Source organism: Streptomyces sp. NPDC050548 (genome assembly GCF_044457385.1).
Classification (GTDB): domain Bacteria; phylum Actinomycetota; class Actinomycetes; order Streptomycetales; family Streptomycetaceae; genus Streptomyces.
In genome coordinates, this window is record NZ_JBITGV010000006.1 from 301220 (window position 1) to 316234 (window position 15015).

At 69.9% G+C, this 15015-nt stretch carries 14 protein-coding genes and 1 pseudogene; 7 read left to right on the plus strand and 8 right to left on the minus strand.

Annotated features, from left to right (window positions below; translation table 11 throughout):
- Positions 1–16: 16 nt before the first annotated feature.
- Positions 17–1528 carry a PucR family transcriptional regulator ligand-binding domain-containing protein gene (locus tag ACIBJH_RS19380; protein ID WP_399118044.1) on the minus strand — a complete coding sequence of 504 codons (1512 nt, stop codon included), beginning with the start codon at positions 1526–1528 and terminating at the stop codon, positions 17–19.
- Positions 1529–1630: 102 nt separating this feature from the next.
- On the opposite strand from ACIBJH_RS19380, the gene ACIBJH_RS19385 reads away from it, so the two are divergent.
- The 3 genes from ACIBJH_RS19385 to ACIBJH_RS19395 all read left to right on the plus strand — a co-directional run bounded on the left by ACIBJH_RS19385 (position 1631) and on the right by ACIBJH_RS19395 (position 5808).
- Positions 1631–3094 (plus strand): sodium:solute symporter, encoded by a 1464-nt coding sequence (locus ACIBJH_RS19385; RefSeq protein WP_399118045.1) that lies wholly within the window; start codon positions 1631–1633, stop codon positions 3092–3094.
- A gap of 63 nt (positions 3095–3157) precedes the next feature.
- Positions 3158–4126: an agmatinase gene (gene speB, locus ACIBJH_RS19390; protein ID WP_399118046.1), complete on the plus strand. Its 969-nt coding sequence runs from the start codon at positions 3158–3160 to the stop codon at positions 4124–4126.
- The gene (locus ACIBJH_RS19395; RefSeq protein ID WP_399118047.1) at positions 4123–5808 is read left to right on the plus strand and encodes a thiamine pyrophosphate-binding protein; all 1686 of its coding nucleotides are present in this window, start codon (positions 4123–4125) and stop codon (positions 5806–5808) included. Before speB ends, ACIBJH_RS19395 begins: the two co-directional genes overlap by 4 nt.
- A 61-nt stretch (positions 5809–5869) precedes the next feature.
- Here ACIBJH_RS19395 and ACIBJH_RS19400 read toward each other — a convergent pair whose 3' ends face one another.
- Entirely contained in the window at positions 5870–6652 is a 783-nt protein-coding gene (locus tag ACIBJH_RS19400) for a VOC family protein (protein WP_399118048.1), read from the minus strand.
- Between the two features lie 182 nt (positions 6653–6834).
- On the opposite strand from ACIBJH_RS19400, the gene ACIBJH_RS19405 reads away from it, so the two are divergent.
- Together ACIBJH_RS19405 and ACIBJH_RS19410 are read left to right on the plus strand one after the other, a co-directional pair.
- Positions 6835–7458, plus strand: coding sequence for an O-methyltransferase (locus ACIBJH_RS19405; protein WP_399118049.1), 624 nt, complete (start codon positions 6835–6837; stop codon positions 7456–7458).
- A 90-nt stretch (positions 7459–7548) separates the two neighbouring features.
- Positions 7549–8127 carry an HXXEE domain-containing protein gene (locus ACIBJH_RS19410; RefSeq protein WP_399118050.1) on the plus strand — a complete coding sequence of 193 codons (579 nt, stop codon included), beginning with the start codon at positions 7549–7551 and terminating at the stop codon, positions 8125–8127.
- An 81-nt stretch (positions 8128–8208) separates the two neighbouring features.
- On the opposite strand, the gene ACIBJH_RS19415 is transcribed toward ACIBJH_RS19410, so the two are convergent.
- From ACIBJH_RS19415 to ACIBJH_RS19430, 4 genes and pseudogenes are all read right to left on the minus strand, one after another.
- Entirely contained in the window at positions 8209–8661 is a 453-nt protein-coding gene (locus ACIBJH_RS19415; RefSeq protein ID WP_399118051.1) for a type II toxin-antitoxin system VapC family toxin, read from the minus strand.
- On the minus strand, positions 8658–8957 hold the full coding sequence (locus ACIBJH_RS19420; protein ID WP_399118052.1) for a hypothetical protein: 300 nt from the start codon (positions 8955–8957) through the stop codon (positions 8658–8660). Before ACIBJH_RS19420 ends, ACIBJH_RS19415 begins: the two co-directional genes overlap by 4 nt.
- An 80-nt stretch (positions 8958–9037) precedes the next feature.
- Positions 9038–9289: pseudogene (locus tag ACIBJH_RS19425) on the minus strand (ATP-binding protein); the annotation flags it as partial.
- Positions 9290–9301: 12 nt separating this feature from the next.
- On the minus strand, positions 9302–9475 hold the full coding sequence (locus ACIBJH_RS19430; RefSeq protein ID WP_399118053.1) for a hypothetical protein: 174 nt from the start codon (positions 9473–9475) through the stop codon (positions 9302–9304).
- A 178-nt stretch (positions 9476–9653) separates the two neighbouring features.
- On the opposite strand from ACIBJH_RS19430, the gene ACIBJH_RS19435 reads away from it, so the two are divergent.
- On the plus strand, positions 9654–10439 hold the full coding sequence (locus ACIBJH_RS19435; RefSeq protein WP_399118054.1) for a GntR family transcriptional regulator: 786 nt from the start codon (positions 9654–9656) through the stop codon (positions 10437–10439).
- 266 nt (positions 10440–10705) lie between these two features.
- Here ACIBJH_RS19435 and ACIBJH_RS19440 read toward each other — a convergent pair whose 3' ends face one another.
- The gene (locus ACIBJH_RS19440) at positions 10706–11497 is read right to left on the minus strand and encodes an endonuclease I family protein (protein ID WP_399118055.1); all 792 of its coding nucleotides are present in this window, start codon (positions 11495–11497) and stop codon (positions 10706–10708) included.
- 234 nt (positions 11498–11731) lie between these two features.
- Positions 11732–14017, minus strand: a complete 2286-nt coding sequence (locus ACIBJH_RS19445; RefSeq protein ID WP_399118056.1) for an ArnT family glycosyltransferase — start codon at positions 14015–14017, stop codon at positions 11732–11734.
- A gap of 145 nt (positions 14018–14162) precedes the next feature.
- On the opposite strand from ACIBJH_RS19445, the gene ACIBJH_RS19450 reads away from it, so the two are divergent.
- Positions 14163–15008, plus strand: a complete 846-nt coding sequence (locus tag ACIBJH_RS19450; protein WP_399118057.1) for a serine hydrolase — start codon at positions 14163–14165, stop codon at positions 15006–15008.
- Positions 15009–15015 lie beyond the last annotated feature (7 nt).

A 15015-nucleotide genomic window follows, 5' to 3' on the forward strand; every position in this document is an offset into this window, starting at 1 on the left:
ACTCGCGGGTGACCGCTCACAGGTGACGCAGGCCGAACCACAGTTCCATCCGTACGTCCGGATCGTCCAGGTCCGCGTCCAGCAGCGCCGCGCACCGGGCGATCCGCTGCCGCACGGTGTTGCGGTGCACGGCCAGCGCGACCGCCGTACGGTCCCAACTCCCGTGCAGCGAGAGCCAGGTGCGCAGTGTCTCGGTGAGCGCGGGGCTCGCGGCGAGCGGGGCGAGAAGGGTGCGGGCGTGCGCCTCGGCTTCCTCGTGGGGGACCAGTCCGGCGAGACCGGGGCGGCCGGCGGCGCCGTGCCGGACCAGCGGGGCACGGGTCGCTCGCGCCCGGGCCAGGGCACGTGCCGCCTGGGTGTCGGCGGCCGGCCAGTCCTCCGGAGCCACGGGTGCACTGACACCGAGGGTCCAGCCGGGTTGCGGGGCGGGTTCGCGATCGGCGGGGACCAGTACCCGTACGACTTCCGGCGTCAGGTCGATCAGCGCCGACCCGAGGGCGGCGCCCAGCGCGGACGCGGCGACCGGGTCGGACACAGGGCTGTCGGGCGCCGCGTGCACGACGACCCACCGGTCCCCGCCGAGCAGCGACGCGACGTCCTGCGGCGGGGCGCCCAGCAGCAGTCGTACGAGCGCCGACGAACGGTCCGCTCCCGTACGGCTCTGGTGTTCGCCGGTGAGGAGGGAGAGCAGTACGGCGGCCACGGAGGCGATGGTGTGGTCGCCGGGGTCGCGGTGCGGGGCGGCGACCCCCAGGACGAAACCCTGACCGGTACCCAGGGCGTAGGCCGCGAGATGGGCGCCGGGGACGGTGTCGGTGGCGGAGGTGGGGGGTGTGGCGGAAACCGCCGTTCCGGTGGGCCGTACCACCCGGGCCAGTCCCGCCAGAGCGCCCGCGCCCGCCGCCTCCCGCCCCGCCGCCGCGATCTCCGTGCCGTCGGGCCCGTACAGCACGGCCCGTCCGCTCACGCGCTGCGCGAGTTGTCGTAGCACCGAAGGGACCGGGTCGGGGCGGGAGGCCGCTGCCGCCAGGCTCTGCTGGGCCTCGGTGACGCGGCGGAGTTCGGCGAGGCGGGCCTGGGCCATCAGCTGCCAGACCGCGCGGGCCACGCGGGAGAAGGGGGTGGGCGGCGGGACCTCCAGGAGCGGCAGGTCGTAGTGGTCGCAGGCCGCGACCAGGGCCCTCGGCACGGTGTCGTGGACGGGCGCCACGCCGAAGCCGAGGGCCACTCCGCCCGCCTCGACGATCCGGGAGACGTAGTCGGCGAAGTACGTGCCCGAGCCGGCCGCCTCCGGGATGTGGACGCCCGCAGTGAGCAGCAGCTCGCCGCCCAGCAGATACGGATACGGGTCCGGCATCTCCGAGGTGTGCGCCCAGTGGATGACGATGTCGGGGTCGGTGGGTCCGGCGATCTGCCGCAGACCCAGGTCCTCGCGGGCCAGGAGGGCGGAGAGGGGTACCGGAGGGGTAGGGGGCGTAGGGGGTGCAGGGGGAATCGTGAGGTCCGGCATGGTGGACGTTTCCTCCATCACCTCGTGCTGGAATGGATGAAACGTACACTTCGCAGCCGCTTCCCGGCCACCTACTGTCGACCCGGACCAGGCAGCGACCGCGCGAAGGAGGCCCCCGTAATGGCCGTCGACTACACCGTCATCGTCGTCTACCTGGCCGGCATGCTGGCCATGGGCTGGTGGGGCATGCGCCGCGCCAGGTCCAAGAGCGACTTCCTGGTCGCGGGCCGTCGGCTGGGTCCGGTCATGTACTCCGGCACCATGGCCGCGATCGTCCTCGGCGGCGCGTCCACCATCGGCGGGGTGGGCCTCGGCTACCAGTACGGGTTGTCAGGGGCGTGGATGGTCTTCACCATCGGCCTCGGCCTGCTCGCCCTCTCGGTCTTCTTCTCCGCCCGCATCGCCCGCCTGAAGGTGTACACCGTCTCCGAGATGCTCGATCTCAGGTACGGGGGCCGCGCGGGCGTGATCTCCGGCGTGGTCATGTGGGCCTACACCCTGATGCTCGCGGTCACCTCGACCATCGCCTACGCCACGATCTTCGACGTCCTCTTCGACATGAACCGCACGGTCGCGATCGTCCTCGGCGGCTCGATCGTCGTCGCGTACTCGACGCTCGGCGGCATGTGGTCGATCACGCTGACGGACATGGTCCAGTTCGTGGTGAAGACGATCGGCGTACTGCTCCTGCTCCTGCCGATCGCGGTCGTCAAGGCGGGCGGCTTCAGCGAGATGAAGGCGAAGCTGCCCACCGGCTACTTCGACCCGCTGGGCATCGGCGGCGAGACGATCTTCACGTACGTCCTGATCTACACGTTCGGCATGCTCATCGGCCAGGACATCTGGCAGCGCGTGTTCACGGCCGGCAGCGACAGGACCGCCAAGTGGGGCGGCACGGTCGCCGGCACCTACTGCCTCGTCTACGCCCTCGCCGGCGCTGTCATCGGCACGGCGGCGAAGGTCCTGTACCCGAACCTCGGCAGCGCGGACGACGCCTTCGCGACCATCGTCAAGGACGAACTCCCGGTCGGGGTAAGGGGATTGGTGCTCGCCGCCGCCCTGGCCGCCGTGATGTCGACCTCCTCCGGCGCGCTGATCGCCTGCGCCACGGTCGCCAACAACGACATCTGGTCGAAGCTCCGGGGAGCCGTGCGGCGCGACGCCGTGGAACATGACGAGGTGCGGGGCAACCGTGCCTTCATCCTCGTCATGGGCGTCGCGGTGATCGTCACGGCGATCGCGCTGAACAACGTCGTCGAGGCGCTGACGGTGGCGTACAACCTCCTCGTCGGCGGCCTCCTCGTCCCGATCCTCGGCGGCCTGCTGTGGAAGCGCGGCACCGCGCAGGGCGCGCTCGCCTCCGTCGCCGTCGGCGGCCTCGCGGTCGTCGGCCTGATGGCGGCTTACGGCATCCTCGCCAACGAGCCTGTCTACTACGGCCTGTTGCTGTCCCTGGCCGCCTATGTCACGGTCTCGCTCGCCACCCCGGCGACCGACGCGGCGGTGCTGGCCGCGTGGCGGGAGCGGCTCGCCGGGCGCGGCGCCCCCGAACTCGTGTCCGAACCGGTCACCGCCCACCAGTAAAGTCGTAGGCAGACGCACAAAGAAGCCCATACGCGACGAAGCGTAGGAAAGAAGGCAGTCCCCATGACCAGCAACGAGACGCCCCGCGGCCCCGTCGACTCCTCGCGCACCCCGCGCTACGCCGGGCCCGCGACCTACGCGCGGCTGCCGCGCCTGGACGAGGTCGGCAGCGCGGATGTCGCCGTGGTCGGGGTGCCGTTCGACGCCGGTGTCTCCTACCGGCCGGGCGCGCGCTTCGGCGGCAACGCGATCCGCGAGGCGTCCCGGCTGCTGCGGCCGTACAACCCGGCGCAGGACGCGTCCCCGTTCGCCCTCGCGCAGGTCGCGGACGCCGGTGACATCGCGGCGAACCCGTTCAACATCAACGAGGCCGTCGAGACGATCGAGGCCGCGGCGGACCAACTCCTGGACACCGGCGCGCGGTTGATGACCCTGGGCGGCGACCACACCATCGCGCTGCCGCTGTTGCGCTCGGTCGCGAAGAAGCACGGCCCGGTGGCCCTGCTGCACTTCGACGCCCATCTCGACACCTGGGACACGTACTTCGGCGCCGAGTACACGCACGGGACGCCGTTCCGCAGGGCAGTTGAGGAGGGCATCCTCGACACCGAGGCGCTCTCGCACGTCGGCATCCGCGGTCCGCTCTACGGCAAGCAGGACCTCAAGGACGACGAGAAGATGGGCTTCGGCATCGTCACGTCCGCCGACGTCTACCGCCGGGGCGCCGACGAGGTCGCCGACCAGCTCCGCCAGCGCATCGGAGACCGCCCCCTCTACATCTCCATCGACATCGACTGCCTCGACCCGGCCCACGCGCCCGGCACCGGCACACCCGAGGCCGGCGGCCTGACCTCGCGCGAGCTGCTGGAGATCCTGCGCGGCCTGTCATCCTGCAACCTGGTGTCGGCGGACGTCGTCGAGGTGGCCCCGGCGTACGACCACGCCGAGATCACGTCGGTGGCCGCGTCCCACACCGCGTACGACCTGATCACCATCATGTCCCGTCAGATTGCCGAGGCCCGTTCGAAGTGACCCACGACCACGACCTGGAACTCCGCCCCACGGCCGCGCAGATCACCGCCGCGCTGAACCCGCCCCCCGGGCGCAACGGCGGCGACCTGGTCGTGGAGACCCTGGCCGGGCTCGGCGCGACGACCGTCTTCGGCCTGCCCGGACAGCACGCGCTCGGCATGTTCGACGCGCTGCGCCGCTCCGACCTGCGGTACATCGGCCTGCGGGTGGAGAACAACGCCGGGTTCGCGGCGGACGCGTACGGCCGCATCACGGGCGAGGCGGCGCCGCTGCTGCTCTCGACGGGCCCGGGCGCGCTCACATCACTGGCGGCGCTCCAGGAGGCGCGGGCGGCCTCGGCCCCGGTCCTGGCGATCAGCAGCCAGATCCCGACGGCGGGCCTGGGCGGCGGCAGGCACGGCTATCTGCACGAACTCCCGGACCAGTCCGCCTCGTTCAGGGGCGTGGTGAAGTCGGTCCACACGGTCCGCGCCCAGTCGCAGATCCCGTCCGCGATCGCGGAGGCGTGGAAGTCGGCGCTCACGGCCCCGCACGGCCCGGTGTGGGTGGAGATCCCGCAGGACGTGCTGCTGTCTCCGACCCTGCTCCCCGTGGTGACGGCGGTGGACGCGACCCCGGAGGACTTGCTCCCGCGCCCCGAACTGACCGCCGTAGCAGCCGACTTGCTGTCACGTGCGGCGCGTCCCGCGATCATCGCGGGCGGGGGAGTCGTACGGGCGGACGCGTCGAAGAAGCTGCGGCAGCTGGCGGAGAAGCTTCAGGCGCCGGTGGTCACGACGCCCGGCGGCAAGGGCGCGTTCCCGTGGGCGCATCCGCTGTCGCTCCAGTCCTGGCTGGAGGACCGCCACACGACGGACTTCCTGGAGGACGCGGACGTCCTGCTGGTGGTGGGCTCGGGCCTGGGTGAACTGTCCTCGAACTACCACACGTTCAGGCCGCGTGGCCGGGTGATCCAGATCGAGGCGGACCTCGGCAAACTGGAGTCCAACCACCCGGCGTTGGGCATCCACGCGGACGCGTGGCATGCGGTGCAGGCGCTGTTGGAGACGGTGACGGAGCGGACGGACGCGACGGCGGAGGGGCGGGTGACCGAACTGCTCGGCCGCGTCCGGGAACGTATCGCAGCTCAGGAACTGACCCTGGAACAGGGCGTGTTGGAGTCGGTGCGCAGGGCGCTCCCCGCCAACTCCCCCTCCTTCTGGGACATGACGATCCTCGCCTACTGGGCCTGGTCGGCGTTCGACGCGAAGGGCCCCAACCACCTCCACTCCGCCCAGGGCGCGGGCGGCCTCGGCTACGGCTTCCCGGCGGCACTCGGCGCGGCGGCGGCGGACCCGACGCGGCCGGTGCTGGCGGTGTCGGGGGACGGCGGAGCGCTGTACTCCGTCGCGGAGTTGGCGACGGCGCGACAGTACGACCTGAACGTCACATGGCTCATCGTCGACGACGGCGGCTACGGGATTCTGCGGGAGTACATGACGGACGCCTTCGGCGAGGCGACGGCTACGGAACTGACCCGGCCGGACTATGTGGCGCTGGCGGAGTCGTTCGGGGTGCCGGGGGTGCGGACCTCGCCTGAGGCACTGGAGTCGGACCTGGCGAAGGCGTTGGGGGAACCGGGGCCCTCCGTGGTCGTACTCCCGGCTGTGTTGCGGATGTTCGCGGCTACGCATCTGGGGTGACGGGTGGAGGGGCGGCCGGCGGCTGTCTCCGCCGGCTTTCCCCACAGTGCCCTGAGCGGGCTCACATCCGCGGATCCGGCTTCAGCAGGGCGAACGCCGCGCCGAAGGGGTCCGCCAGCCAGGCGATGCGGCCGACCTCCGGTACGTCCGCCGCCGGCATCAGTACGGAACCGCCGTTGGAGCGCGCCGAGTTGATCGTGGCGTCGACGTCCGTCGAGTGGAAGTACGGTACCCAGCGCGGCTGTTCACCCTCACCGGCGTTGAGCGGCGCGACCCCGCCGAAGGAGGCGTCCTGCTGGTCGCCGGCGCTCGTGCTCAGCACCCGGTACGTCATGCCGGGAGCCTGCATGTCCTGGCTGCGCCAGCCGAACAGGCCCTGGTAGAAGGCGATGTCCGCCTCCGGGTCGGTGGCGTGCAGTTCCACCCAGAGCAGGGTGTTCGGGGCCGAGGTGAGCTCCAGGCCCGCCGTCCTGCCGGGCTGCCAGAGCGCGAACTGCGCGCCCTGCGGGTCGGTGCCCTGCGCCAGCATGCCCTCACCCATGACGTCCATGGGCTCCATCCGCACGGTGCCGCCGCCGGCCGTGACGGCCTGGACGGTGGCCGCGATGTCGTCGGTCTTGAAGTGGACCATCCAGGCGGAGCGCGCCCCTTCCTCGGTGAGCGGTCCGAGTGCGGCGACGGTCTTGCCGTCCACCTGGAAGAAGCCGTATCCGCCCGTCTCGGGCCCGGCGGAGACGAACTGCCAGCCGAACACGGCGCCGTAGAACGCGGCGGCCGCGTCGGTGTCGGGGCTGCCGAGGTCGAGCCAGTTGGGGGATCCGGTGATGAAGTCGGTGCCGAGCATGGGGTCCTCCTTGAGTGCGGGTCGGGAGCCACGATGCCGTCCCGGTCGCAGCCGGTCGCGTACGAGCACCGACAGGACTCCGGTTTCCACCGAACGGGCGAACGCTTCAGGGATTTACGGAGCCCGGCTTTCCCGATCCGCACAGGATTGCGTAGGCGGCACGGCCCTTGCATCATCTCTGGATGGACGACACACCGAGCGTGTTCCCAACTGCCCTGCCCGTGTTGCGAGTTGCGGCGCGAGGGGCGGGCTTCACCAGGTCGTGCGAGGAGCGGACCGGCAGCTTGCTGGCTGTACTCGCCGCTGCCCGGCCCGGGGGCCGCATCCTCGAACTCGGCACGGGTGTGGGTGAAGGCACGGCCTGGCTCCTGAGTGGGATGGACCAAGCCTCTCGTCTGGTCACGGTCGAACTCGATGCCACGGTCCAGGCGGTCGCCCGCGAGCAGTTGGGGTCCGACGCGAGGGTGACCTTCGTGACCGGAGACGGCGGCGAATGGCTGGACGACTATGCCGGGGAGCCCTTCGACCTGGTGTTCGCGGACACATGGCCCGGAAAATTCACCCATCTTGAACGAGCCCTGGAACTCGTGGCCCCCGGAGGGATGTACCTGATCGACGACCTGTCGCCGCAGCCGGGATGGCCAGAGTCCCACGAGACTTCCGTGCGGCGCCTGTTGGCCGAGTTGGAAGGCCGTCACGATTTCCGATCCGTCCGACTGGGATGGGCAAGCGGCCTTGTCATGGCGGTACGGGCTGCGTCGGAGCAGACGGTGTCTTCTGGCGGTACGCCTACGGCGGACGGCTGAGGCTCTTGGGCACGGCTGACCTGAGAAGAACGCCTGACTGCCTACAGCGGCTTCGCCGACCGCCGACCTCGCCTGACAGACTTCCCGGTCATGGGCGGACGTGAGGCGGGCAAAGGCAAAGGCAGAGGCGAAGACGGCCGGGCGGTCGAAGGCGGTGTGACCTTCGGGCTGTTGGCGGCCTGGGCGCTGCACGACCTGGAGGAAGTGGCCACGATGCCGGGCTGGGCCCGAGGACAGGTGCCCGGGCTGAGGCAGCGATATCCGCGGGTGCCGGAACGGGTGTGGCGGCGGCTGGAGTCCACGGACGGACGGGAGTTCGCTACGGCCGTCGCCGTGATGGGCGGGGTGATCGCGCTCGCCGCCGCCGACGGGCACCGTACGGGCGGACGTTCCGGCTTCTACCAGGCGGCCCTCAACGGATTCGGGTTGCACGCCCTGACACACATGGCCCAGTCCGCCGCCGTCCGTGGCTACACACCCGGGGTGGTCACCTCGCCGCTGGTCGTCATTCCCTTCACGCTGTGGGCCCGGGGCCGGCTGCGGCGGGTCGGGGTGCTGCGTCCTACGCGACCGCCTGACGTTGCACGGGCCGCGGCGCTCGCAGCCGCGGCCACCGTCGGGACCCATGTGGTGGCGCTCCAACTGTTGCGACGGTTGAACTCCCCCTGAGACAGGGGGAGTTCAACGTGGTAGACGTCGGTGGCGAAACTCCCTGTGTACTGCGGACGTTCGCGTAAGCCGGAGAGCGCGCTATCCGACTGCTGGGAGAACGTGCAGCGGAGCCTCGGCCCCGGTCCTGGGTGCGATGACATCTCGGTGGTGATGGTCGAGGGCGAGAACAACCGGCTGCGGCAACGCCCAAGCCAGAACGGCGTTGACGGCGTCCGTCATGCCAATGGCGTCATTATCCGCGTACGTACGCATCAGACGCTCGGCCTCGCTCAGGAGCGGCCAGCCCACCATGGCAAGCGTGAGCCGATCTGTGCTCGCCCAGGCGCGCATGCTGGCCAGAGCATCCGCTGCCGCCTTGCCACTGATCTTCGTCGTCAGGTGGTAGTCCAGCTCGGCCAGGACCATGGGTGACACCACGAGTCGGTCGACCAGGGAGAGAGCTTGTACGGAGGACTCATGATGAGCGTCTTTCCGGTTGTAGACCGCGAGGAGGACCGATGTGTCCGCGACGCCGAACAGATGCCGTTTCAACGGCCACCTTCCTCGAACAGGTCCTCGGTGGATCGAGTGGCCAAGTCGGAAGGTCCGTCGAACATGGCCCGTGCCAGGACGGCCATTGCTTCCGAGTCCTCCCCCAAAGGAGAGGAGAAGGACAGCGGGACGCCCCGTGCGATGTGGTCCAACGCCACTTCCTCCGGCGTACGTCCCTCCAGGAGCGCGAGCGTGCGCAGCACTTCGGCCTGGTCGCCGGTGTAAGTGAGCGTGACCGTGACGGCGTCGTCCGGCGTGGCCGGTCGGTCCGGCGGGGGAACGGAGGCGTCGGCCACGGGGATCTCCTCATATGCGGCGTTGAGTGCGGTGTGCGGCGATCTCGACGCTATCGGCCGTACCGCTGTGTTGCTCACGTTCATCGTGGCAGTGACAGCTCCGCCCATGTCGCCTTTCCGATGCCGTGCAGGCGGGGACAGCATCCCCAGCGCTCCGCCAAGGACCTTACGAGGGTGAGCCCCCGGCCCCCTTCGTCTTCGAGGGCAGCTTCTCGGGGCTGAGGCCGGTGATCGCTCGCGTCGGCGACCTCCACGCGCAGCCGCCCGTCGTACGTGGCGAAGCGCACGCAGATTTCGCGGCCGGGCGGAGTCGGTGCGTGCCGGATGGAGTTGGTGACGAGTTCCTAGAGCGACAGCTCGGCGGTGTCGGCGACTTCGCCGGCGATCTTCCAGTCCGTGAGCTGCAGGCGAAGGAGCGCGCGTGCGTGCCCCGCACTGCGCGGGTTGCGCGGGAGTTGCCACTGGGCCTCCCGCATGTCGGGGGTTGCGGGCTGTGCGGTCGAGGTGTGGGCTGACATGAGGACCTCCACGGCAGGTAGCAGCAGACAGGTTCACATCTCTAGAGATGTGAACCTGGCCAGTGAAGCGGTTTGCGTACGGGTGCGTCAATAGATCTCTAGAGATGTGTGAAATTGCTCGTCCCGGATCGGCGGTCGGCTGTGAGGGTGTGGCGGCTGATGCCTAAGATGTCTAGAGATGACCGGAGGGGAGGCCTGGATGAGCGGCGGGGACACGGGGCGTCAGCCGAAGTACCAGCGCATCGCGGCGCAACTGCGAGCGGCAGTCGAGGCCGGCGAGTACGGGCCCGGTGAGCGGCTTCCCGGCGAGAACGACCTCATGGCCGAGCACGGTGTGGCGCGGATGACTGCCCGGCAGGCGCTGGGTGTTCTGCAGACGGAGGGCATCGCGGAAGCACGCAAGGGGGCCGGGGTGTTCCTCCGGGACTTCAAGCCGATCCGGCGGCGCGGGCTCGAACGCCTCGCGCACGCGCAGTGGGGCGAGGGGCGTTCCATCTGGACGACCGACGCCGGTGACCGTGAACTCGTCGTCGACTCGGTCGAGGTGACTGAGGAGGAGGCCCCGGCCGCGATTGCGGGAGTGCTGAGCATGGGCGACGGCGGGGAGGTACGGGTTTGCGTGCGCCGTCGCCGGTACGTCCTCGACGGCAGGCCGGTACTGCTGTCCACCTCATATCTTCCGGCCGAACTGGTCGCCGGTACGCGGATCGCGCAGCCCGACACCGGCCCCGGCGGCATGTACGCCAGGCTTGAGGAACTCGGCCGTAAGCCTGTTCGCTTCCGCGAGGAAATCCGCTCCCGCATGCCCAGCGCCCAGGAGGTCGACCGCCTCGCCCTGTCGTCCGGTGTGCCGGTGGTGCTCGTCGTGCGCACCGCGTTCGACGCGGAGGGGCGGGTGGTCGAGGTGAACGACATGGTGCTGGACGCGGCGTCGTACATCTTGGAGTACGACTTCGAGGGGTGAGTGACGCTCAGGCGGTGCGTGGAGCTCAAGGCCCGTGGCAGTTCCGGGACAGCGCTCCTGCACTCGGGGATCCGTCACAATGTCCTCATGGACGTCAACAACTTGCGCATCCCGGACCGGTTTGAGCGACTTCGTGACCTTGGGGACGAGGCGCTGACCTCCATCATCATTCCGGTCGAGCCGATGCTAGCTAGTTAGCCGAGACCCGAAACAACGATCGGGCTCCCCGCAGATCGCGAGGAGCCCGACCCGTCACGCAGGCAGCCCTACCAGATCGCCTCCACCCACTCCGGGTGGTCGATGAACGGGTTCCGGTTGTGCTGGTACGTGTTGTAGATGACGTTGTTGCGGTTCTCCTCGAAGGCGCTCGGCGGGTCCGCCTCGTTCCAGGCCTTGAGGACGGAGAGCTTGCCCATGTAGGGGTTGCTGCCGTTGCCGACCTTCTCGTTGGGCTCCAGGTCGGCGAAGCCGTCGTCGCCCTCGTAGCGGACGGCCATGTAGAGGATCATGCGGGCCACGTCGCCCCGGTCCGCCGCGCGCGGCGCGAAGGAGTCGGAGTCGACGGTGCTGCCGCCGCCGTTGGTGACCGCGCTGCCGCCGTTGTCGAAGTCCAGGTTGCCGCGGATGCTGTTGACCTGGACGTCGGCGGGACGCAGGTGGTGCAGGTCCGTGCCGGGGCCGACCACCTCGCCGAAGTCGCCGTGGGACTTGGCCCAGGTGTGCTCGCGGTTCCAGTCGCCGACGTCGCCGCCGTTGAGGGACTTGGCGCGGGAGACGCCGCTGTACAGCAGGATCACGTTGCTGCTGTTGTTCGGGTCCTGGTCGGTGGCCTTCAGCGCGTCCCAGACCGCCGCGTACGAGATCTTCGTGACGCCGGTGCTGATGATCGTGTGCAGCGAGGACTTCAGGGTCGTACCCGTCTTGCCGACCGCGTTCTTGTAGTACGTCGAGTCGTACGCCGTGGTCGTGGCGGAGGCCGGAGTCGCCGTCAGGGTCGGGGCCGCGAGGCCCACCAGGACCGCGGCGGTGGTCAGCGCCACCGATTTCCAGCGGTGCATGCGAGTCACCAACAACATAAAGAGTGTCCCATCTACGCGGGTTGAATGGGGCGGCAAACGGGAGCGTGACATGCACATGCGGTCCTGTAAATAAACGAGACGTGTCCATCTGGTGTCCGGAAGCGACAATTTGCCTCGTGTCTACGCGAGTTGACTGCGCGGAGACGCACGGGAACGGCCCCCGACCGGTGGGTCGGGGGCCGTTCGGCGTTGTCTACGTCAGTCGCGTCAGTGTTACTTCACGTCCGACGGGTCCAGCCGGTACAGCGTCGACGTGTTCGTCGTCGACGTCGTGGAGGACGAGGAACTCGACTCCGTCGTCGCGCTCTTGTCGTACGCGCTCTCCTTCACCGCCGTCGCGTTCTTCTGCACCCACGCCGTGATCTCGGTGTTGAGCGTGCTGTTGCCGCCCATCCCGCCGCCACCGAGCTGGATGTAGTGCAACTCGCCCTTCTTCACCAGCTCCTTGAGCTTGGCGAGGGTCATCGCCTTGTCGGAGCCGGTGAAGCCCCACATGGAGATGACGGGCTTGTGGGTGCTGAGGATCAGCTGGCCCGCGCTCTGTGAATTGGACACCGCGAGCAGCCACTTGGCGCCGTCCTGGTGCTTCTCCAGGTAGGAGACGAGCGCGCTGGACGTCGTACCGCCCATGCCGCCGCCCCCGCCGAAGCCGCCGCGCGTACCGCCGGTGCCACCCGGAGCCGTACCGGTGCCGCCGCCGGGCAACTCCCCGGTCGTGCCGCCCTGTTGGCCACCGGTCGCGCCACCCGCCGTACCGCCGGTCGGCGCCCCGCTAGGTGCTCCGCCGCCCTGCGGCACCTCGCCCGTGCCGCCGCCACCCGGCGTCATCCCGCCGGGAGCCGTGCCGCCGCCGGGCAGTTCGCCGGTCGCCTGGCCGCCGCCCTGCTGGGTGCCGCCGCCGGGACCGCCCTGGCCGCCGCCGAAGCCGCCGCGGTTGCCGCCCCCGCCGGGACCGCCGCCCATGCCGCCGCCCGTGGACGGACCGGCCGTCGGGTTGGTGCCGCCCATGCCGCCGCCGGAGCCGCTGGACGCGGCCGGGGTCACGGCGTACGCCGTCGGACCGGCGAGCGCTGCGACGATCGCCGCGGCGATGGAGGCGGTGAGCAGTCGGCCGCGGTTGCCCGAGCGGAAGACGAACAGGCCCACGATCGCCAGGACCATCAGCACGCCCACCGCCGGCCACAGCCAGGTGTTCCAGCCGGAGGCGCGGCGCAGGACGACGATCGCCCAGATTCCGGTGACCGCGAGGCCGGCCGGGAGGACCCAGGACCAGCGCGCGTCGCCGCTGCGGAAGGCACGCCACAGCATCACGCCGCCGCCACCGCACAGGGCCGCGATGCCCGGGGCGAGCGCGGTCGTGTAGTACGGGTGCATCGTGCCCTGGGCCATGCTGAAGGTGACGTAGTGGAGCAGGGTCCAGCCGCCCCACATGATCAGCGCGGCGCGGGTCGCGTCGGTGCGCGGGGCGCGGCCGACCAGGACCAGGCCCGCGATCAGGGCGATCGCGGAGAAGGGGAGCAGCCAGGAGATCTGGCCGCCGAGGATGTCGTTGAACATACGGCCGATGCCCGCGGAGCCGGCGAACGTACCGCCGCCTCCGCCACCGCCCGCGCCTCCGCCGCCGTTGCCCTCGCCGCCGAAGACGCGGCCGAAGCCGTCGTAGCCCATGATCAGGTCCCAGGCCGTGCCGTCCGTCGAGCCGCCGATGTAGGGGCGGTCCGAGGCGGGGACGAGGGAGACGGCGGTGGCCCACCAGAAGCTGGAGACGGCCAACGCGACCGTGGCGACGGCGAGTTGGACGAGCTTCTTCTTCCAGCCGAGCTTCGACGCGAAGAGGTACACGGCGAAGACGGCGGGCAGGGCGATGTAGCCCTGGAGGAGCTTGGTGTTGAACGCGAAGCCGAAGCAGACCGCGGAGCCGACCAGCGGCAGCAGTCGCTCGGTGCGCACGGCGCGCAGGCCGAGGGCCGCGCCCGCCACCATCAGCAGGACGAGGAGGGTGTCGGGGTTGTTGTCGCGGTTGATGGCGACCGTGATCGGGGTGAGCGCGAGGACCAGCGCCGCGACGGTCGCGGCCACGTGGCCGAAGTACCGCTTCACGGAGGAGTGCAGGATCCAGATCGTGCCGAGCGCGGCGGCGACCTCCGGCAGCATCATCTGCCAGGTGCCGAAGCCGAAGATCCGGCACGACAGGCCCATCACCATCAGGGAGAAGGGCGGCTTGTCGACCGTGATGAAGTTGCCCGCGTCCAGCGAGCCGAAGAACCAGGCCTTCCAGCTCTGCGTGCCGCTGTAGATGGCGCTGCTGTAGAAGCTGTTGAGGCTGGAGCCGGTCAGGTTCCAGGAGTACAGCACGGCGGCGAGGACCATGATCGCGACCAGCGCGGGCAGCGACCAGCGGGGCGCCTTCTCGGGCGGTGCCGTCTCGGGTGGGGCCGGCGGCGGCCAGTCGGCGGACGCGGGTTCGGTGTGGGGGTGTGGATCGGTGGCAGATGTCACCCGGCCATCGTGCGAAGGCAGGGTGGGTGCGTGCTGTGCCGGACCTAGTGCTCGGCTGTGAATTCGCAAAGGCCCGGGTAACGGGTCGTACAACCGTTCCCCAACCCGTACAACCTTTCATGCCTTCCTGTGAGTCGAGTCATGCATGACTCAATGGATATCCCGCCGAGCCAGAGTGCTGGCGGCCGGTGCGGGCGCCGGGGTGCTCATACCCGTGCTGGCCGCCGCAACGCCCGCTGCCGCGGCCACCCCGACGGTCAGCTGTACGTCCGCCAGGGCCGGCCTCGCCGACAAGCTGAAGAAGGACATCACCGCCGCGCTCGCGACCCGTAAGGGAACCGTCGCCGTCGGCCTCTACGACCGCACCACCAAGACCACCTGCACCCTGCGGGCGAGCACCGCCTACGACTCGGCCAGCACCGTCAAGGTGACCGTTCTCGCCACGCTGCTGTGGGACGCGAAGAAGCACAACCGGCTGCTGACGTCCCGCGAGACGACCCTCGCCAAGGCCATGATCACCAAGTCGGACAACGACGCGACCTCCGCCCTGTGGAGGCAGTTGGGCCTGACGAAGATCAAGGGCTTCCTCGCCGCCGCCGGCATGACGCAGACCAAGCCGGGCGCGAACAACTACTGGGGTCTGACCCAGGAGACCGTGACCGACGAGCAGAAGCTGCTCAAGCTGGTCACCGCCAAGAACACCGTGCTGAGCGACAACTCCCGTGCGTACATCCTGAAGTTGATGAACCAGGTGATCTCCAGCCAGCGCTGGGGCACACCGTACGGAGCCCCCTCGACCGTCACCGTGCACGTCAAGAACGGCTGGCTGCAGCGCTCCACGCACGGTTGGCGCGTCCACAGCCTGGGCACCTTCAACGGTGGCGGCCACGACTACATGATGTCCGTGCTCACCCAGGACAACAGCACGATGAGCTACGGCATCACCACGATCCAGGGCGTCGCAAAGGCGATTCACAAGGACCTGGCTTAACCGACGG